The sequence below is a fragment of the Curvibacter sp. PAE-UM genome (assembly GCF_001432305.1).
Lineage (GTDB): Bacteria > Pseudomonadota > Gammaproteobacteria > Burkholderiales > Burkholderiaceae_C > Hylemonella.
In genome coordinates this window covers 2,124,958-2,142,830 of the sequence record NZ_KQ483358.1, presented here as the reverse complement: position 1 = coordinate 2,142,830, position 17,873 = coordinate 2,124,958, and the positions used below count along the sequence as shown (strand labels likewise).

The window sequence follows — 17,873 nt, the reverse complement described above, 5'->3', positions numbered from 1 at the left end:
ATAGGACCTACCGTGGCGGCAGGTACTTGAGCGGATCGACCGGCTTGCCCTGGCGTCGCACCTCGAAGTGCAGCTTCACGCGGTCGGCATCGCTGTTGCCCATCTCGGCGATCTTCTGGCCCTTGCGCACGGCCTGGTCCTCCTTGACCAGCAGCGTCTTGTTGTGCGCGTAGGCCGTCAGGTAGGTGTTGTTGTGCTTGAGGATGATGAGGTTGCCGTAACCGCGCAGGCCGGCGCCGACATAGACCACACGCCCTTCAGCCGCGGCCAGCACCGGTTCGCCAGCCGCGCCCCCCAGGTCGAGGCCCTTGTTCTTCAGCTCGTCGAAGCCCGCCAGCACCGGGCCAGGCACCGGCCAGATCCAGCTCAGACCGGATTCGGCGGCCGCTGCAGGCTCCGCTGCGGCCGCTGCTGCGGCCGACGGCTTGGCCGCTGCGCTCGACGTCTGGCCAGGCTGGACCTGGCCCGAAGCGATGCTGGCGGAACTGATGGGCCGGGTCACGACACCATTGCTCTCGGTGGTGGCGGCCACGGCCGTGGCCGGCGGAGTCACGCGCAAGACCTGCCCCACCTCGATCTGGTTGGGCTGCTCCAGGTTGTTCCAGCGGGCGATGTCCTTCCAGTTCTGCCCGGTTTCCAGCCCGATGCGGATCAGCGTCTCGCCGGGCTTGACGGTGTAGTAGCCCACCTTGCCGGCGTTCTCGAAGCCCGGCGGCTGCTTGACAGCCACGGTATTGGGATCCATCACCGGCCTGGACACGGCGGTGCGCCGCTCCTCGACCGGGGCGCGGCTGGTCGGGCTCGTGCCGCACGCCACCAGGAGCATGCCAGCCACCAGCAAACCCAACAACCCTGCTCGTCGCGAATAGCCCGTCATAGATGATTCCTTCATGCGATGCCCGATTTTAGGGGGACAAAGTGCACTGCCTCAAGCAGGGTGTGCTGGACCCCGGCCGCGGTCTTGTCCAGCACCAGCAAGGCCTGGGCGCCACCAGCAGCACTGGCCACCGGCGCCACCAGGCGCCCACCCACGGCCAACTGCTCGATCCAGGCCTGCGGCACCGCTTCGCCGCCCGCCGCCGCGATGATGCCGGCATAGGGCGCCCCCTGGGCAAAACCGGCCATGCCGTCGCCGAACAGCAGGTGCACATTGGGCAGACGCAGCGGGCGCAGGTTCTCGCGGGCCTTCTCATGCAGGCCGCGCAGGCGCTCGATGCTGTAGACCTCTTTCACCAGCAGGCTCAGCACGGCGGCCTGGTAGCCGCAACCGGTGCCGATCTCCAGCACCCGGCCCATGGGCTCGCCCTTGCGCGGGTCCAGGCCGGCCAGCAGCAGTTCGGCCATGCGCGCCACCACGCCGGGCTTGGAGATGGTCTGGCCCAGGCCGATGGGCAGGCTGGTGTCCTCATACGCCTGCGTGGCCAGCGCCGTGTCGACGAAACGATGTCGCTCGATGCGGCCCATGGCCTCGAGCACGCGCGCATCCGTGATGCCCTGCGCCGCCAGCTTCTTCACCATGGCCAGGCGCACCGCCTGGGAGTCCAGGCCCAGGCCCTGCGGCGTGGGGGCAGCACGTCCAGGACGCGGCTGAGCGGCAGGCGCAAGGGCTGCCGGCGCACTGCGCTGCGCCGCTGGCAAAGCGGGGCGCGCGGCCGCGGCGGCCGGTCGATCCAGCCGCACCGGGAAGCCGGGGCGCGGACGCGCATTCATGCCGGCCCCTTGCCCGTGCGCTGTGCCATGGACTGCGCCCAGTAGCCCAGGCGCTCGTGGTCGGACAGGTCGACCTTGAGCGGCGTCACCGAGACGTGGCCCTGGGCGGTGGCGTGGAAGTCGGTGCCTTCGCTCTCGTCCATGGCCGGGCCGGCCGCACCGATCCAGTACATGGTCTCGCCGCGCGGACTGGTCTGGGTGATGACCGGTTCGGCCGCATGGCGCCGCCCCAGACGGCAGACCTTGACGGACTTGAGTTCCGCCTGCGGCAGGCAGGGGATGTTGACGTTGAGCAGCCAGGGCTGCGCGTCCCCGGTGCGGTGAGCGATCATCTGCTCGACCAGTTCGCGCGCCCGGGCGGCAGCGGCGTCGAGGTGCTTCCAGCCCTTCTCGGTCTGCGAAAAGGCGATGGCCGGGATGCCGAAGAGATAGCCCTCCATGGCCGCGCCCACCGTGCCGGAATAGATGGTGTCGTCGCCCATGTTGGCGCCGTTGTTGATGCCCGAGACCACCAGGTCGGGCCGGTAGCCCAGCAGGCCGGTCAGGGCGATGTGCACGCAGTCGGCCGGCGTGCCGTTGACGTAGCGAAAACCGTTGGCCGCGCGGTGCACGTAGAGCGGCGAATGCAGGGTCAGCGCATTGGACTTGGCGCTGTTGTTGTGCTCGGGCGCCACCACCTCGACCTCGGCCACGTCTTTCAGCGCCTCGTAGAGCGCCACGATGCCGGGCGCCTGGTAGCCATCGTCGTTGGAGATCAGGATTTTCATGGTTGGCATGTCTGGGCCCATTGTAGGTGGCCGGCCTGTCCGTCTTGACTTGCGTCACGCGAGAGACAACACGAAAAATAGCGCTGCACGTATCATGCCCGACGCACTTCAGCACGAAAACAGGAGACACGGAATGCACGCATGGTTTTGTACCGACCCCACCGGAGTGGACGCCCTCGAGTGGAAGGAACAACCCACCCCGCAGCCCGGTCCCGGCCAGGTGCTGGTGGCGATCAAGGCCGCCAGCCTGAACTTCCCCGACCTGCTGATCGTGCAGAACAAGTACCAGATCAAGCCGCCCCTGCCCTTCGTGCCGGGCGCTGAGTACGCCGGCGTGGTCGAAGCCCTGGGCGAGGGCGTCACGAACCTGAAGGTCGGCCAGCACGTGGCCTGCCTCTCGGGCACCGGCGGCTTCGGCACCCACACCCTGGCGACGGCTGCGCTGTGCCTGCCGCTGCCCGCGGGTTTCCCCTTCACCGATGCGGCGGCCTTCATCATGACCTACGCCACCTCGCACCACGCGCTGGTGGACCGGGCCCAACTCCAGGCCGGTGAGACGGTGCTGGTGCTGGGTGCGGCCGGCGGCGTGGGCACCGCCGCGATCCAGATCGCCAAGGCCATGGGTGCGCGCGTGATCGCCGCCGCCTCCAGCGACGACAAGTGCGCCTTGTGCAAGACCATCGGCGCCGACGAGACCATCAACTACAGCACCCAGGACCTGCGCGAACAGCTCAAGGCCCTGACCGGCGGCAAGGGCCCCGACGTGGTCTACGACCCCGTGGGTGGCGACCTGGCCGAGCCGGCCCTGCGCTCCATCGCCTGGCGCGGTCGTTACCTGGTGGTGGGTTTTGCCGCCGGCCCGATTCCCCAGCTGCCGCTGAACCTGCCCCTGCTCAAGGGCGCCTCCATCGTTGGCGTGTTCTGGGGCGAATTCGCGCGCCGCGAACCGCAGGCCAACGCCGCCATGATGATGGCCCTGGCCCAGTGGTACGGGCGGGGCTTGGTCAAACCCGTGATCGACAGCACCCTGCCCATGGGCGAACTCAAGGCCGCCTACGCGCGCATGGGGGCGCGCGACGTGAAGGGCAAGCTGGTGCTGGTGAACTGAAGCGCGTGCGAAGTGGCGCATGCCGTTTTGCGACGACGCTAAAAACAAAAATGCCCGCGCATGCGGGCATTTTCTTATTTGGGGTGGCTGATGGGACTCGAACCCACGACGACAGGAATCACAATCCTGGACTCTACCAACTGAGCTACAGCCACCGTAAGGCGGAAATTATAACTCAGTCGCTCACGAGGCGCCGCGTGCCGCAGGCAGGGCATTCGCCGGGCGCGGCACCTTGATCTGCACCTTGAGGCGTTCCTGCAGCAGCTGGTAGTAGGCCTGGCCCTCGGCCTGCATCCACCACTGGGCGTACTGGGCGCGGTCCTGACGCTGGGCATCGGCCGCGGGGGCAACACGCTCCACGCGCTTGATGATGCGGGCCACGACATAACCCTGGGCACCGAGGTCTACCCCCACCCACTGCGGCAACTGGGCCGTATCGGCACGCAGCACGGCGTCGACCACGGCCGCCGGCAGGTTCTGCGTCTGGTCGCGCGACACCACCTGGGTGGTGGCCGCGGCGGCACCCGCCGGGTTGGCCTTCCAGGCCGCCAGTTTCTGCTGGCCTTCCTGGCGCGCCAGTTCGGCAGCACGCGCCTGCACGACACGCTCGCGCACGACGGTGCGCACCTCGGCCAGCGGCAGCGTGCGCGCCGGCGTGTGGCGGGTGATGCGCGCCGCCGCCAGCTGGCTGGGGGCGATCTCCACCGCTTCGGTGTTGCGCTTGTTGTTCACGCTGTCGGGGCTGAAAACCGCCTCCAGGAACTTGGCGCTGGCCAGCACGCCCTTGGCGCCAGGCACGGGCTGGCGACCCAGGCCGCTGGCGGTCTGGATCTCGAGCTTGAGCTTGTCGGCCACGGGCTTGAGGCTGTCGGACTGTTCGTAGACACCGTTGGTGAAGGCTTCGGCGGCTTCGGCGTAACGCGCACGCGCCTGCTGGTTTTTCAGGTCCTCTTCCAGGCTGGCTCGCAGTTCGACAAAACTCTTCTGCTTGGGCGCCTTGATGTCGGTCACACGGATGACGTGGAAGCCGAAGTCGGACTCGACCACTTCGCTGATCTCGCCCTTCTTCAGGGCAAAGGCGGCCTCCTCGAAAGGCTTGACCATGGCGCCGCGCGGGAAGAAGTCGAGGTCGCCGCCGTTGGGGGCCGAACCCGGATCCTGCGAGTGCTTGCGCGCCAGCTGGGCAAAACTGTCGGGCGCCTTGCGGGCCTGGGCCAGCAGCTCCTGCGCGCGCTCGCGCGCCTTCTGGCGCTCGGCGGCGGAGGCGTCCTTGGCCGCGGAGATCAGGATGTGGCTGGCACGACGCTCCTCGGGGCCGCTCAGGCGCGCAGCGTTCTGCTCGTAATAGCTGCGCACGTCCTGCTCATTGAGCTTGATCGTCTTGCGCACGGCATCGATGTCCAGCACGATGTACTCGATGCTGGCCTGCTCGGGCGCCTGGAAAAGGGCCTGGTTGGCCTGGTAGAAGGCTTCCAGCTCGCTGTCTTCGGGCTTGACGCGTGCGGCGAAATCGGCCACGGCAAAACGTGCCAGCTGCACTTCACGCCGCTCGAAGTAGGCGCTGAGCGCCAGATCGGCGGGCACGGCCTGGATGAAGGCGGTCTGAGCCACGCCGGCCTGCACCTGGCGTGCCGCCAGGTCGCTGCGCATGCGGGCTTCGAACATCTCGGGGCTCATGCCCTGGCGGCCCAGCAGTTGGCGATAACGCTCCATGTCGAGCGTGCCATCGGGGCGGCGCAGCTCGGCAATGGCGGGGATGGATTGCAGTTCGCGCGCCAGGCGTGCGTCGCTGGTACCCAGGTGGGCCGCCTGTGCGGCCTGCGCCAGCACGCGTTCGCGCACCAGACGCTCCAGCGTGCCGTAGCGCGCCTGCTCGGAATCGAGCAGCTTGGCATCGATGGTGGGCATCAGCTGGCGTACGCGCTCGATCTCTTCGCGGTGCGCCGCCTCCCATTCGCCACGGGTGATCTCGACGCTGCCGATGCGGGCCACCGTCTGGTCCTGCTCGCGGAAACGGGTGTAGCCATCGATGCCGACCAGCACGAAAGACGGAATGATCACCAGGAACAGGACGACCATCATGATCTTGGTGTGCTTGCGTACGTAGTCAAACATGGGAGCGCTCTCCAACAAAAAAAGAAAAAAGGCGAACAGTGTGTTCGCCTTTGCCTGGATGGTGGGTGCTGACGGGGTCGAACCGCCGACCTACTCCGTGTAAAGGAGCCGCTCTGCCAACTGAGCTAAGCACCCCACCGAAACAGGTCAGGTCAGTTCAGTGCATCCTTCAGGGCCTTGCCCGGACGGAACTTCGGCACCTTGGCGGCCTTGATTTTAATCGCTGCGCCGGTGCGGGGATTGCGGCCGGTGCGGGCGGCACGCTTGCCGACGGCGAAAGTGCCAAAACCCACCAGGGAAACGGAGCCACCCTTTTTCAGCGTGGTCTTGACGGCACCAATGGTGGACTCCAGAGCGCGGGTCGCGGCGGCCTTGGAAATGTCGGCATGCTTGGCGATGTGCTCGATCAGTTCGGTCTTGTTCACAAATATCCCCTTGTATGGAAACTGCGTTGGTCAGTGTGTCTTGTCAGAAATTTTGGCTTGCCGGTCCGGTCGGGCGAACCGGTGTCGGGTGGCTGGGCCTGCAGCTTGCACTGCTGCATGCGATTAGAGCGAGGGATGGTACCCGTGTCAACATGGCATGCGGCATTACAACAGCGCGGGGGCGAATTCTAGACGTATTTTTCATGCTCCTCCCCGCTGATCTTCACAAATAAATTTTTCTCGTCCGGTGCGTCAATACTTTTCGCCGCAGAGAAAGAGTCCCGTAGTTGCCACTCACCCGCATGAGCGGATGGCGCACCGCATCAGCGCGCTGGCCGCACCACCAGGCTCACGCCAACTGCCGTCAGCACCGTCCCCGTGATGGTCAGCAGTGTGATCGGCTCATTGAACAGCAGCCAGGCCATGAGGGCCGTGGTCGGGGGCACCAGGTAGAGCAGGCTGGTCACGCTGGTGGCTGCGCCACGCTGTATCAAAAGGTAAAGCAGTGAACTGCCGCCCAGCGTCAGCCCCAGCACCGACCAGGCCATGGCCGCGACCAGCTCCCAGTTCACGTTGCCGGTCATGAGTGTCCAGCGCAGGGTTTCGGTCTCGAGTACCAGAGCCAGCGGCAGTGTGACTGCGAGTGCCGCGATGAGCTGCACCGCATTGGCGCTTCGCACATCGCAAGGCGCAACAAAATGTTTCTGATAAAGCGTGCCGGTGGTGATGCTCAGCAGGGCCAGCACCGCCAGCGAGAAATTGAGCAGGTCGGCTTCACCGCCTTGCCCGAACTTGCGGGCCACCACCAGCGCCAGTCCGGCAAAGCCCAGCGCCAGCCCGGCCCATTGACGGCCCGTGACCGAGGAGCCGCGCGCCGACAGCCAGATGGCGGTCAGCACAGGCTGCAGGCCGACGACCAGGGCCACCAATCCCGAACCCATGCCAGCCTTCACCGCCGCCCACACGCCGCCCAGATAACCCGCATGCATGAGCACCCCTGTCACGGAGAGATGCAGCCATTGCGTGCGCGTGGCCGGCCAGGCCACGCGGGCCAGCAGGATCCAGGGCAGGAAACAGAGGATGGACAGCACGTAGCGCCAGGCCAGAAAACCCAGTGGCGGCGCATGGGGCATGCCGTAGCGCGCCACGATGAAGCCGGTGCTCCAGATCAGCACGAAGACCAGCGGCATGGCCCGCAGCAGGGCCTCACTGTCGCTGCGGTGACTCATCGCGTCCAGGCTTCATTTCACGCGGGCACGGATTTCCGGCAGGGCTTTCTGCAGGTAATAGACCATGGACCAGACCGTCAGGACGGCCGCCAGCCAGATCAGGCCGGTGCCCCACCGGTGCGTATCGATCAGGCCGAACAGCATGCCGTCGAACAGCAGGAAGGGAATGGCCACCATCTGCACCGTAGTCTTGACCTTGCCCAGCATGTGCACGGCCACGCTGCGTGAGGCGCCGATCTGGGCCATCCATTCGCGCAGGGCCGAGATCGCGATCTCGCGGCCGATGATGATGAGCCCCACAAAGACATCGGCGCGTTGCAGGTGCACCAGCACCAGCAGGCTGGCGCAGACCAGGAACTTGTCGGCCACCGGGTCAAGGAAAGCGCCGAAGGAGGAAATCTGGTTGAGTTTGCGCGCCAGGTAGCCGTCGAGCCAGTCGGTCAGCGCGAACACCACGAACATGACCGTGGCGATCAGGTTGCGCGTGGCGGGCTCCAGGGGCAGGTAGAACACCCCCACGATCAGGGGGATCGCGACGATGCGCGTCCAGGTCATGAGGGTGGGGATGGTGAAAAACATGGACCTGATTGTGGCATGGCCTGCAGACCCGCCCGCGATCGCTCGACGCTTCAGTGCAAGGCGCGGTAAATGGCCTCGGCCAGTTCGTGCGAAATGCCGTCCACCGAGGCCAGGTCCTCGACACTGGCAGACGCCACGCCGCGCACGCCGCCAAAGCGCTGCAGCAGCCGGGCGCGCCGCTTGGGACCGACACCGGGGATCTCCTCGATCTTGCTGCCGCCCGTGCGCACGCGCGCGCGGGCCGCGCGCATGCCGGTGATGGCAAAGCGGTGTGCCTCGTCGCGGATCTGCGCCACCAGCATCAACGCCGCCGAGTCCTTGCCCAGGTAGACCTTCTCGCGCCCGTCGGCAAACACCAGCTCTTCGAGGCCGACCTTGCGGCCCTCGCCCTTTTCCACCCCGACGATCAGCCCCAGGTCCAGGCCCAGCTGCTCGAAGACCTCACGCGCCATCGACACCTGGCCCTTGCCGCCGTCAACCAGCACCAGATCGGGCAGGCGGTCGGTCCCCTCGGTGGCCATGCCGCCTTCACCCTCACCGCCTTCACGCAGGGCCTGGGCCAGGCGCGCGTAGCGCCGCGTGAGCACCTGCCGCATGGCGGCGTAGTCGTCCCCCGGCGTGATGCCATCGATCTTGTAGCGCCGGTACTCGCTGTTCTGCATCTTGTGGTGATGGAACACCACGCAGGACGCCTGGGTGGATTCGCCCGCCGTGTGCGAGATGTCGAAGCATTCGATGCGAAACTCGTCCAGACTGTCCTGCGGTAAGGCCAGGGCCTCGGCCAGCGCACGTGTGCGCGCCTGCTGCGAGCCCTCCTCGGCCAGCAGACGGGCCAGTTGCAGAGCGGCATTGGTCTGCGCCATCTCCAGCCAGCTGCGACGCAACTCGCGCGGCTGGTGCACGGCGCGGATCCTGATGCCAGTCTGCTGCGACAGGGCCTCGATCAGGCCCTTGCCAACCGGCTCGCTGGTGATCAACGTGGGCACGGCCGGCACCTCCACATAGTGCTGGGCGATGAAGGCCTCCAGCACCTGGACCTCGACCGGCACGGCGCCGCTGTCGTCCTCGCTGGCCAGCAGGGCGGCATCCTCCACATGCACGGGGAAATAGGCGCGGTCGCCCAGGTGGCGGCCGCCGCGCACCATGGCCAGGTTCACGCAGGCGCGTCCGCCCTGCACCTTGACGGCCAGGATGTCCACGTCGCGGTCGTCCACGTTGTCCATGCTCTGCTGGTGCAGCACATTGGAGAGCGCCGCGACCTGATCGCGCAGCTCGGCCGCCTGCTCGAACTCCAGCGCTTCCGAATGCGCCTGCATACGGCCCTCGAGTTGCTGCAGCACCAGCTGCGTCTCGCCACGCAGAAAGCCTTCTGCATGTGCCACGTCCTGCGCGTAGGCCTCGGGGCTCACCAGGCCCACGCAGGGGCCGGAACAGCGCTTGATCTGGTACAGCAGGCAGGGTCGCGTGCGATTGGCAAATACCGTGTCTTCGCAGGTGCGCAGGCGGAACACCTTCTGCAGCAGCAGGATGCCCTCTTTCACGGCCCAGGCGCTCGGGTAAGGGCCGAAGTAGTGGTGCTTCTTCTCCACCGCGCCGCGGTAGTACGCCACGCGTGGCCAGGCCGGGGCGGCCTGGCCGTCGGACGGCTGGGCCACGGTGATCTTCAAGTAGGGATAACTCTTGTCGTCCCGGAACAGGATGTTGTAGCGCGGGTGCTGCGTCTTGATCAGGTTGTTTTCCAGCAGCAGGGCCTCGGCCTCGGAGCGCACCACCGTGGTCTCCAGACGCACGATCTTGCCCACCATGTGACCGATGCGGGTGCCGTCGTGGCTTTTCTGAAAATAACTGGAAACGCGCTTCTTCAGGTTGCGCGCCTTGCCCACATAGAGCAGGCCACCCTCGGCGTCGAAGTAGCGGTAGACGCCGGGCAGCGAAGGCAGCGCCGCCACCTCGTTCAGCAGGGATTCCGAATGAACGTCCGTCATGAGATGGCCTACAGGGGCTCGGGTGTGATCGCCTGCGCGTACTCGGACAGGTCGGCCAGGATCTGCCCACCGCGCGCATCCGCCGTCTGCGCGCAGGTGTCCAGCGCGGCCAGGAACTCATCCACGGAGCGGGCGCCGGCCTCGCCGTCGAGCAGGCGCGCCGACCGGTGCGCCTGCCAGCGCTGCGCCTCTTCGGCGCTCAGGGTTTCGGCAAAGTTGCGGGCACGGTAGCGGAACAGCAGTTCGCCGAGCCGGTGGTCGTCAAAGCCGGCGCGACGATGGGCGAGTTCGGCGGGATCGAGCACGCGCAGCTGATTGAGCCGGCGCCGGTCCGCGTTGCCGATGAAGCCGCCATAGAGGTCTTCATCCACGTCGGGTGCGGCTTCCTCGGGGCGCGCAAACACCTGCGGCCAGATGGCGCTCATGTCGGGCAGGCCGCGCGCTTGCTCGGCGTTGCGCAGCGCCGCGTCCATGTCCACCCCCCACCTGGCGGCCATTTCATCCGTCAAGGTCTTCAGATGGCGCACCACCATGGGCGATTTGTTGAGATGCACCGACTTGAGCGGCAGGCGCTGCACGCCTTCGGGCAGCTCTGCCGTCTTGCTGAACAGGCGCAGGCGCAGCGTGGCCACGTCGAGCAGGGCCAATTCACTGGGGTCATGCGCCAGATCCCAGGCCAGCAACTCGTTCTTGTTGCTCGGGTGGGTCGCCAGCGGGAACATGATGGCCAGGCAGCCGCGCTCGGGCGGGAACATGCCCGACACATGCAAAAAGGGCTGGGCCGCCTGCGCGCTGGTGGGCAAGCCCAGCTCGGCCGCCACCCGATCCTTCTTGTGCAGGCCCAGGCAGAACTCGAACAGCTTGGGCTGCGCGGCGCGGATCAGCCGCGCCAGGGCGATGGTGGCGCGCACGTCGGACAAGGCATCGTGCGCGGACTCGTGCAGCAGGCCGTTGGCGCGCGCCAGGTCTTCGAGCTTGAAGCTGGGCTTGCCATCGCCGTGGCGTGGCCACTGGATGCCCTGGGGCCGCAGCGCATAGGCCATGCGCACGACGTCGAGCAGGTCCCAGCGGCCGCAATCGTTCTGCCATTCGCGCGCATAGGGGTCCATCAGGTTGCGCCACAGCATGAAGCGCGTGACTTCGTCGTCGAACCGGATGGTGTTGTAGCCCACGCCGATGGTGCCGGGCTGGGCCAGCAGCTGCTCGATCCGGGTGGCAAAGGCGTGCTCGGGCAGGCCGCGCGCCAGACACTGCTGGGGGGTGATACCCGTGATCAGGCACGAGGCGGGGTCGGGCAGATAGTCGTTGGCGGGCTGGCAGTAGATCATCACCGGCTCGCCCACCTCGTTCAGCTCGGCATCGGTGCGGATGCCGGCAAACTGCGCGGGCCGGTCACGGCGCGGGCTCAGGCCGAAGGTCTCGTAGTCGTGCCAGAGAAAAGTGTGATTCGGGCTCATCGCGTGATTGTGCCCCGCGCTCTGGACGATGGCCAAAGCGGGCACAATCCCGTGCATGACGACCCTGCCCGCATCCGCCCTGCGCTGGGACATCTTCTGCAAGGTCATCGACAACCATGGTGATATCGGCGTGTGCTGGCGGCTGGCCCGCCAGCTGGCGGGCCGCGGCCAGGCCGTGCGCCTGTGGGTGGACGATGCCAGCGCGCTGAGCTGGATGGCACCGCAGGGCTGCCCCGGAGTTGAAGTGCACCCCTGGACCGAACCGCTGGCCCTGGACGACCTGGAGCCCGGCGACGTGCTGGTCGAGGCCTTCGGCTGCGACATCCCGGAGGCCTTCGTCGCGCTGTACGTGCAATGGCGCGCCGCCGATGGCCGGCCCGCCCGCTGGATCAACCTGGAATACCTCTCGGCCGAGGACTATGTGGAGCGCAGCCATGGCCTGCCTTCCCCCATCATGCACGGCCCGGGCCGGGGCCTCACCAGGCGTTTTTTCTATCCCGGCTTCACGCCGCGCACCGGTGGCCTGCTGCGCGAGCCCGATCTGCTGCAACGCCAGGCCCGCTTCGACCGCGCCGCCTGGCTGGCCCGGCACGGCATTCCCCTGCAGCCGGGCACCCGCCAGGTCTCGCTGTTCTGCTACGAACCCGCCGCCCTGCCCGCCTTGCTGGCCCAGCTGGCCGGGCAGCCGGTGCAACTGCTGGTCACCGCCGGCCGCGCCGCGGCCGCGGTACAGGCCTGCGCGCGCCCGGCCGGCCTGGCACTGCATTTCCTGCCTTACCTGACGCAGGACGACTACGACCACCTGCTGTGGGCCTGCGACCTGAACTTCGTGCGCGGCGAGGATTCGCTCGTGCGGGCCCTGTGGGCCGGCAAACCCCTGGTCTGGCACATCTACCCGCAGCACGACGACGCCCACCACGCCAAGCTGGAAGCCTGGCTGGACTGGCTGGAGGCGCCAGCCTCGCTGCGCGCGTTCCACCACACCTGGAACGGCGTGGACACCGGCCCGCTGCCGGTACCGGAGCTGGAGGCCTGGAGCGCCAAGGCCATCCAGGCGCGCCAGTTGCTGCTCGCCGAACGCGACTTGCTCGTCCAACTGCTTGAATTTGTGGCACACGTCCACAGATAGCCTGCAACGGCCTGAAAAAACGTTAAAATTCAAGGCTTTGCGGAATCCATCCGGCCTCAGCCTGTGGGATTCCCCTTACCTGCCGCACGAACACCGGTTTACTCGGGGCATTGAGCGGCCAACTCATTGGAAAACTTATGAAAATCGCTCAGGAAATCCGCGCCGGCAACGTGATCATGCACGGCAAGGACCCGATGGTCGTGCTCAAGACCGAATACAGCCGCGGCGGCCGCAACTCGGCCACCGTGCGCATGAAACTCAAGAGCCTGATCGCCAACTTCGGCACCGAAGTCGTGTTCAAGGCCGACGACAAGATGGACCAGGTCATCCTGGACAAGAAGGACTGCACCTACTCCTACTTCGCCGACCCCATGTACGTCTGCATGGACGCCGACTACAACCAGTACGAAGTCGAAGCCGAAAACATGGGCGACGCCCTGAACTACCTGGAAGACGGCATGGCGGTCGAAGTGGTGTTCTATGACGGCAAGGCCATCTCGGTGGAACTGCCCACCAGCGTCGAGCGCGAGATCACCTGGACCGAGCCCGCCGTCAAGGGCGACACCTCCGGCAAGGTACTCAAGCCGGCCAAGATTGCCACCGGTTTCGAAGTGCCCGTGCCGCTGTTCGTGAGCCAGGGCGACAAGGTCGAGATCGACACCCGCACCGGCGAATACCGCAAGCGCGTCTGAGTCTTTCCGCCTCTGACCTCACCAGGCTCCTTCGGGAGCCTTTTGTTTTTTGGTGCCCGATTCGGTGTAGGCTATCCGCATGAACGAAGCTCAGACCACGACCAGCGCCATCGGCCCGGGGACAGGCGGCGAACCGTCGCGCCTGGCCCTGCGCCGCGTGCTGATCGACACCTACCACGAGAACGTGGCCTACATGCACCGCGACTGCGAGGTCTACCGGGCCGAGGGCTTCAAGGCCCTGTCCAAGGTCGAGGTGCGCACCAACGGCCACAGCATCCTGGCCACACTCAACGTGGTCGATGACGCTTCCATCGTGGCTTGTGGCGAGCTCGGCCTGTCCAAGGCGGCATTTGAACAACTCTCCGTGGAAAACGGCCACACCGTCACGGTCGCCCAGGCCGAACCGCCGGAATCCATCGGCGCCTTGCACCGCAAGCTGGCCGGCGAGCGCCTGACACTGGACGACTTCCGTGCCATCGTGCGCGACATCACCGAACACCACTATTCCAAGATCGAACTCACGGCTTTCGTCGTCGCCGCCAACCGCGACGAGCTCGACCGCGAGGAGGTGCTTTTCCTCACCGAGGCCATGGTCGAGGCCGGCCGCCGGCTCGACTGGCAGGAGCCGCTGGTGGTCGACAAGCACTGCATCGGCGGCATCCCCGGCAACCGCACCTCCATGCTGGTGGTGCCCATCGTGGCGGCGCACGGCATGCTCTGCCCCAAGACCTCCTCGCGCGCCATCCCCTCGCCCGCCGGCACGGCCGACACCATGGAAGTACTCGCCGAGGTGGAGTTGCAGGTCGAGCGCCTGCAGGAAATCATCCGCCAGCACCGCGCTTGCCTGGCCTGGGGCGGTACGGCCAACCTCTCGCCTGCCGACGACGTGCTGATCTCGGTCGAGCGGCCGCTGGCGCTCGATTCGCCGGGGCAGATGGTGGCATCGATCCTGTCCAAGAAGATCGCCGCGGGCTCCAGCCATCTGGTGCTGGACATTCCCATCGGCCCCACGGCCAAGGTACGTTCCATGCCCGAGGCGCAACGCCTGCGCCGTCTCTTCGAGTACGTGGCCCGACGCATGAAACTCTCGCTCGACGTGGTCATCACCGATGGCCGCCAGCCCATCGGCTTCGGCATCGGCCCCGTGCTGGAGGCGCGCGACGTGATGCGTGTGCTGGAGAACGACCCGCGCGCTCCCATGGACCTGCGCCAGAAGGCGCTGCGCCTGGCCGGCCGCATGCTGGAGGCCGACCCCGATGTGCGCGGCGGAGACGGTTTTGCCATCGCGCGCGACATCCTCGACTCGGGCCGCGCCCTGAAGAAGATGAACGACATCATCGAAGCCCAGGGCAGCCATCACTTCGACCCCAGCCATCCGCAACTGGGCCGGCTCAGCTTCGAGATCCGCGCGCATGGCGCTGGCGTGGTCAGCGGCATCGACAACCTGCAACTGGCGCGCATCGCACGCTTCGCCGGCGCACCGAAAGTGAAGGAAGCCGGCGTCGACCTTTGCGCCAAACTCGGTGACGAGGTGCAGGACGGCGACGTGCTCTACCGCGTGCACGCCAGCTACCCGGCCGACCTGGAGTTCGCGCGCCAGGCCTGCGCACGTTCCAGCGGCTACCGTATCGGCCGGGCCGAGGACGTGCCGCACGTGTTTGTGGAGTTCTGAAGATGCGTCCTGCCCTGCTGCTGCACTTTGAAGACGAGACCGAGAGCGCCGCGCGCATCGCCGGCGCAGCGGGCATCCCGCACGCCTGCATCACACGCCACCGGTTCCCGGATGGCGAATTCAAGCTGCGCCTGCCGGCCACGCTGCCAGCGCACGTGGTGCTCCTGCGCACGCTGGCCCAGCCCAATGAAAAGCTGGTCGAGTTGCTGCTCGCCGCGCAGACGGCCCGCACGCTAGGCGCCGCGCAACTGACCCTGGTCGCCCCTTACCTGGCCTATATGCGCCAGGACATCGCCTTCACACCCGGCGAAGCCGTGAGCCAGCGCATCGTGGGTCGCTTCCTGGCCGGCCTCTTCGATGCCGTCATCACCGTGGACCCGCACCTGCACCGCGTGACCACGCTTGAGGAAGCCGTGCCGGTGCCGCGCACCGTGGTGCTCAGCGGCGCTCCGCTGCTGGCCGACCTGATCGCGCGGCAACGCCCGGGCGCACTGCTGATCGGCCCCGACGAAGAGGCGGCCCAGTGGGTCGCGCAAGCCGCAGCACGCCACGGTTTCGATCACGCGGTCTGCCGCAAGGTCCGCCATGGTGACCGCCATGTCGAGATCGCCCTGCCGGCGCTGGACGTGCGCGGCCGCGCCATTGTGCTGCTCGACGACGTCGCCAGCAGCGGCCACACCCTGGCCCAGGCGGCCCGCGGCCTGCTGGCCGCCGGTGCGGCCTCGGTCGACGTGGCCGTCACGCACGCACTCTTTGCCGGCGATGCCGGAGCCCTGCTCTGGGACGCCGGCATCCGCCAGGTCTGGAGCACCGACTGCATCGCACACCCCAGCAATGCCGTGAGCATGGCAAGCGCCATTGCGTCCACCCTCACCAGCGAGTAAGACTTCCATGAAGACCACGCGCGATCTCAGCACCCGCACCCTGGCCGATGCCTGGGCCGACCTGAAAGCCCATGCCGATGCCGGCATGCCCCTGCAGGCCGATGCCTACCGCCTGGCTTTTGCCGATCCCGAATTCCTGCTGCGCCGTGAAACACGCGGCATCCGCTTCCAGCTGGAGATGCTCAAGCCCGACCTGGAACAGCAGGAACAAGGCGTGACCAACACCATCGTGGTCTTCGGCAGCGCACGCTTTCCCTCGCCCGAGACGGCGCAGGCCCGGCTGGACGCCGCACGCGCCAGCGGGGACGCCACAGCCCTGCAAGGCGCCGAACGCGACATGCGCAATGCCCAGCGCTACGATCAGGCCCGCCAGTTCGGGCGCCTGGTCGCCGAGCACAGCAGACACCTGTCGCACAGCGAGCGCCTCTACATCTGCACCGGCGGCGGCCCGGGCATCATGGAAGCGGCCAACCGCGGCGCGCACGAAGCGGGCGCCCTCAACGTGGGCCTGAACATCGCCCTGCCGCACGAGCAGTCGGGCAACCCCTACATCTCGCCCAGCCTGTGCTTCAAGTTCCACTACTTCGCGCTGCGCAAGATGCACTTCATGATGCGTGCCAAGGCGCTGGTGGCCTTTCCCGGCGGCTTCGGCACGCTCGATGAACTGTTCGAGATCCTCACGCTGGTGCAGACCGGCAAGTCCGAGCCGGTGCCCGTGGTGCTCCATGGCAGCAATTTCTGGAAACGGCTGATCAACTTCGACCTGCTGATCGAGGAAGGCGTGATCTCGCCCGAGGACACCGAGCTGTTCAGCTTCGTCGATACGCCTGAAGACGCCTGGGAGGCGATCCAGTCCTTCTACCGGCTGGAGGATGGCCCGACACCCTGAGGCGTCGCCAAGCCACCCCTCGGGGCCAGGCTCACGCGGCGCGCAGCGGTGAGGGCGCCCTCAACTTCCAGGCGGTGTGGCTGCCCAGTCCCACCACGGCCCCCACCACCCAGAACACCAGCGACACCCCCACCACGGCCCCGATGCTGCCGAAGAGCAGCGGCATGACCACACTGGAGCCGTTGAGCGACATCAGGCGCAGGCCCAGCGCCTCGCCGTGCCGGTCGGTCGGCGTGATCTGGTGCAGGGTGCTCATGATCATGGGCTGCACCGAACCCAGCACCAGACCCAGCAGCACCGAGCACACGCCCATGCCCAGCGCGCTGGGCATGAAGGGGTAGACGCCGAACAGCAGGGCCGTGGCCAGCATGGCGCCGCTGATCACCAGCCACTCGCGCAGATGCTCGGCCAGCCAGGGCATGGCCAGGCGCACCAGCGTGGCGGCCAGCGCAAAGGAGCCCAGCAGCATGCCGATGGTCGAGGCGCTGTAGCCACGCTCGTGACCCAGCACCGGCAATACGAAGGTGTGCACGTCCCAGCAGGATGAGAGAAACCAGTTCACCAGCAGCAGGCGGCGCATCATGGGATCGCGCAGCAGGTCCCAGGCCCGGCGTTTGCCCTGCTCGGCCGGTGTAGCAGCCGAGGGCAGATCGGGTGTGCGCCGCACCCACCACCAGGTCAGCAGCGGCAGCAAGGCCATCAGCAGGAAGGCGATGCGGTAGCCGTTCAGGTCCCCCGCCTCACCGCCCAGCCAGACGCCGGCATGATCGATCAGCAGGCCGGCGGCCAGGGGACCGAGGAAGTTGGAGGTGGCCGGCCCGATGGACAGCCAGCTGAACATCTGCTTGAGCTCGGTGGCATCGCGTGCGGCGCGGCCCACATGGCGCTGCAGGGCTATCGACGCTGCCCCCGTGGCGCCGCCGCTGAGCAGTGCGGCCAGGCAGAGCATGGGAAACACGGGGAACAGGGCGGCGAGTGCCGTGCCCGCCGTCGCAGCGATCACGCTGAAGGCGATGGGCCGGCGCAGGCCGTGGCGGTCGGCATAACGACCGGCCGGCAGGGCCAGAAAGACCTGGGTCAATGCGAACAGAGCCATCAGCACGCCCACCGCCATCGCGCTGTAGCCCTGCTTGAGCGCCAGCAGCGGTGCCGCCATGCGCAGGCCGGCCATGCAGGCGTGCAGGCAGATGTGTCCGCCGATCAGGCGCGCCAGCATGAAACGCGGGGCTGCT

At 67.2% G+C, this 17,873-nt stretch carries 16 protein-coding genes and 2 tRNA genes; 6 read left to right on the top strand and 12 right to left on the bottom strand.

All coding sequences use genetic code 11. The features are described 5' to 3' along the window. Nucleotides 1-7: 7 nt before the first annotated feature. The 3 genes from AO057_RS10415 to surE are packed head-to-tail and all read right to left on the bottom strand — an operon-like array spanning nucleotide 8 to nucleotide 2,477. A complete protein-coding gene (locus AO057_RS10415) occupies nucleotides 8-877 on the bottom strand; it encodes a peptidoglycan DD-metalloendopeptidase family protein (protein ID WP_057675626.1) in 870 nt (289 codons plus the stop codon). Between the two features lie 11 nt (nucleotides 878-888). Continuing rightward, a complete protein-coding gene (locus AO057_RS10410) occupies nucleotides 889-1,710 on the bottom strand; it encodes a protein-L-isoaspartate(D-aspartate) O-methyltransferase (protein ID WP_057675624.1) in 822 nt (273 codons plus the stop codon). Continuing rightward, nucleotides 1,707-2,477, bottom strand: coding sequence for a 5'/3'-nucleotidase SurE (gene surE / locus AO057_RS10405; protein WP_057675622.1), 771 nt, complete (start codon nucleotides 2,475-2,477; stop codon nucleotides 1,707-1,709). The genes AO057_RS10410 and surE overlap by 4 nt, the downstream gene beginning before the upstream one ends. Before the next feature lie 133 nt (nucleotides 2,478-2,610). On the opposite strand from surE, the gene AO057_RS10400 reads away from it, so the two are divergent. Further along, nucleotides 2,611-3,585 (top strand): NADPH:quinone oxidoreductase family protein, encoded by a 975-nt coding sequence (locus tag AO057_RS10400; protein ID WP_057675621.1) that lies wholly within the window; start codon nucleotides 2,611-2,613, stop codon nucleotides 3,583-3,585. Nucleotides 3,586-3,664: 79 nt separating this feature from the next. Here the strand turns inward: AO057_RS10400 and AO057_RS10395 are convergent. From AO057_RS10395 to sbcB, 8 genes are all read right to left on the bottom strand, one after another. After that, nucleotides 3,665-3,740, bottom strand: a tRNA-His gene (locus AO057_RS10395). 28 nt (nucleotides 3,741-3,768) lie between these two features. Then, nucleotides 3,769-5,700 (bottom strand): SurA N-terminal domain-containing protein, encoded by a 1,932-nt coding sequence (locus tag AO057_RS10390; protein ID WP_057675619.1) that lies wholly within the window; start codon nucleotides 5,698-5,700, stop codon nucleotides 3,769-3,771. A 59-nt stretch (nucleotides 5,701-5,759) separates the two neighbouring features. Continuing rightward, nucleotides 5,760-5,835 (bottom strand) — tRNA-Val (locus AO057_RS10385). A gap of 17 nt (nucleotides 5,836-5,852) precedes the next feature. Then, nucleotides 5,853-6,125: an HU family DNA-binding protein gene (locus AO057_RS10380; RefSeq protein WP_057675617.1), complete on the bottom strand. Its 273-nt coding sequence runs from the start codon at nucleotides 6,123-6,125 to the stop codon at nucleotides 5,853-5,855. A 323-nt stretch (nucleotides 6,126-6,448) separates the two neighbouring features. Beyond that, nucleotides 6,449-7,354, bottom strand: a complete 906-nt coding sequence (locus AO057_RS10375) for a DMT family transporter (RefSeq protein ID WP_057675615.1) — start codon at nucleotides 7,352-7,354, stop codon at nucleotides 6,449-6,451. A 12-nt stretch (nucleotides 7,355-7,366) separates the two neighbouring features. Continuing rightward, nucleotides 7,367-7,933: a CDP-diacylglycerol--glycerol-3-phosphate 3-phosphatidyltransferase gene (gene pgsA / locus AO057_RS10370; RefSeq protein WP_057675613.1), complete on the bottom strand. Its 567-nt coding sequence runs from the start codon at nucleotides 7,931-7,933 to the stop codon at nucleotides 7,367-7,369. A gap of 50 nt (nucleotides 7,934-7,983) precedes the next feature. Then, nucleotides 7,984-9,918, bottom strand: coding sequence for an excinuclease ABC subunit UvrC (gene uvrC, locus AO057_RS10365; RefSeq protein WP_057675611.1), 1,935 nt, complete (start codon nucleotides 9,916-9,918; stop codon nucleotides 7,984-7,986). An 8-nt stretch (nucleotides 9,919-9,926) separates the two neighbouring features. Beyond that, nucleotides 9,927-11,375, bottom strand: a complete 1,449-nt coding sequence (sbcB, locus tag AO057_RS10360) for an exodeoxyribonuclease I (protein ID WP_057675608.1) — start codon at nucleotides 11,373-11,375, stop codon at nucleotides 9,927-9,929. Nucleotides 11,376-11,430: 55 nt separating this feature from the next. Between sbcB and earP the strand changes: the two genes are divergently transcribed. The 5 genes from earP to AO057_RS10335 all read left to right on the top strand — a co-directional run bounded on the left by earP (nucleotide 11,431) and on the right by AO057_RS10335 (nucleotide 16,641). Beyond that, a complete protein-coding gene (earP, locus tag AO057_RS10355; protein WP_082605508.1) occupies nucleotides 11,431-12,504 on the top strand; it encodes an elongation factor P maturation arginine rhamnosyltransferase EarP in 1,074 nt (357 codons plus the stop codon). A 137-nt stretch (nucleotides 12,505-12,641) separates the two neighbouring features. Next, complete coding sequence (gene efp, locus AO057_RS10350) at nucleotides 12,642-13,196, top strand: elongation factor P (RefSeq protein ID WP_057675603.1); 555 nt, start codon at nucleotides 12,642-12,644, stop codon at nucleotides 13,194-13,196. A 79-nt stretch (nucleotides 13,197-13,275) separates the two neighbouring features. Continuing rightward, the gene (locus tag AO057_RS10345; protein ID WP_057675601.1) at nucleotides 13,276-14,868 is read left to right on the top strand and encodes a thymidine phosphorylase family protein; all 1,593 of its coding nucleotides are present in this window, start codon (nucleotides 13,276-13,278) and stop codon (nucleotides 14,866-14,868) included. Between the two features lie 2 nt (nucleotides 14,869-14,870). After that, on the top strand, nucleotides 14,871-15,752 hold the full coding sequence (locus tag AO057_RS10340) for a ribose-phosphate diphosphokinase (RefSeq protein ID WP_057675599.1): 882 nt from the start codon (nucleotides 14,871-14,873) through the stop codon (nucleotides 15,750-15,752). 7 nt (nucleotides 15,753-15,759) lie between these two features. Beyond that, a complete protein-coding gene (locus tag AO057_RS10335; protein WP_057675597.1) occupies nucleotides 15,760-16,641 on the top strand; it encodes an LOG family protein in 882 nt (293 codons plus the stop codon). A 31-nt stretch (nucleotides 16,642-16,672) separates the two neighbouring features. Here AO057_RS10335 and AO057_RS10330 read toward each other — a convergent pair whose 3' ends face one another. Next, nucleotides 16,673-17,857 (bottom strand): MFS transporter, encoded by a 1,185-nt coding sequence (locus AO057_RS10330; RefSeq protein ID WP_057675595.1) that lies wholly within the window; start codon nucleotides 17,855-17,857, stop codon nucleotides 16,673-16,675. Nucleotides 17,858-17,873: the final 16 nt, after the last annotated feature.

What these genes read in the sequence shown, in the direction of transcription:
- AO057_RS10415 (WP_057675626.1), bottom strand. Translation starts at nt 877, where the DNA reads ATGACGGGCTATTCGCGACGAGCAGGGTTGTTGGGTTTGCTGGTGGCT.
- AO057_RS10410 (WP_057675624.1), bottom strand. Translation starts at nt 1,710, where the DNA reads ATGAATGCGCGTCCGCGCCCCGGCTTCCCGGTGCGGCTGGATCGACCG.
- surE (WP_057675622.1), bottom strand. Translation starts at nt 2,477, where the DNA reads ATGAAAATCCTGATCTCCAACGACGATGGCTACCAGGCGCCCGGCATC.
- AO057_RS10400 (WP_057675621.1), top strand. Translation starts at nt 2,611, where the DNA reads ATGCACGCATGGTTTTGTACCGACCCCACCGGAGTGGACGCCCTCGAG.
- AO057_RS10390 (WP_057675619.1), bottom strand. Translation starts at nt 5,700, where the DNA reads ATGTTTGACTACGTACGCAAGCACACCAAGATCATGATGGTCGTCCTG.
- AO057_RS10375 (WP_057675615.1), bottom strand. Translation starts at nt 7,354, where the DNA reads ATGAGTCACCGCAGCGACAGTGAGGCCCTGCTGCGGGCCATGCCGCTG.
- pgsA (WP_057675613.1), bottom strand. Translation starts at nt 7,933, where the DNA reads ATGTTTTTCACCATCCCCACCCTCATGACCTGGACGCGCATCGTCGCG.
- uvrC (WP_057675611.1), bottom strand. Translation starts at nt 9,918, where the DNA reads ATGACGGACGTTCATTCGGAATCCCTGCTGAACGAGGTGGCGGCGCTG.
- sbcB (WP_057675608.1), bottom strand. Translation starts at nt 11,375, where the DNA reads ATGAGCCCGAATCACACTTTTCTCTGGCACGACTACGAGACCTTCGGC.
- earP (WP_082605508.1), top strand. Translation starts at nt 11,431, where the DNA reads ATGACGACCCTGCCCGCATCCGCCCTGCGCTGGGACATCTTCTGCAAG.
- efp (WP_057675603.1), top strand. Translation starts at nt 12,642, where the DNA reads ATGAAAATCGCTCAGGAAATCCGCGCCGGCAACGTGATCATGCACGGC.
- AO057_RS10345 (WP_057675601.1), top strand. Translation starts at nt 13,276, where the DNA reads ATGAACGAAGCTCAGACCACGACCAGCGCCATCGGCCCGGGGACAGGC.
- AO057_RS10340 (WP_057675599.1), top strand. Translation starts at nt 14,871, where the DNA reads ATGCGTCCTGCCCTGCTGCTGCACTTTGAAGACGAGACCGAGAGCGCC.
- AO057_RS10335 (WP_057675597.1), top strand. Translation starts at nt 15,760, where the DNA reads ATGAAGACCACGCGCGATCTCAGCACCCGCACCCTGGCCGATGCCTGG.
- AO057_RS10330 (WP_057675595.1), bottom strand. Translation starts at nt 17,857, where the DNA reads ATGCTGGCGCGCCTGATCGGCGGACACATCTGCCTGCACGCCTGCATG.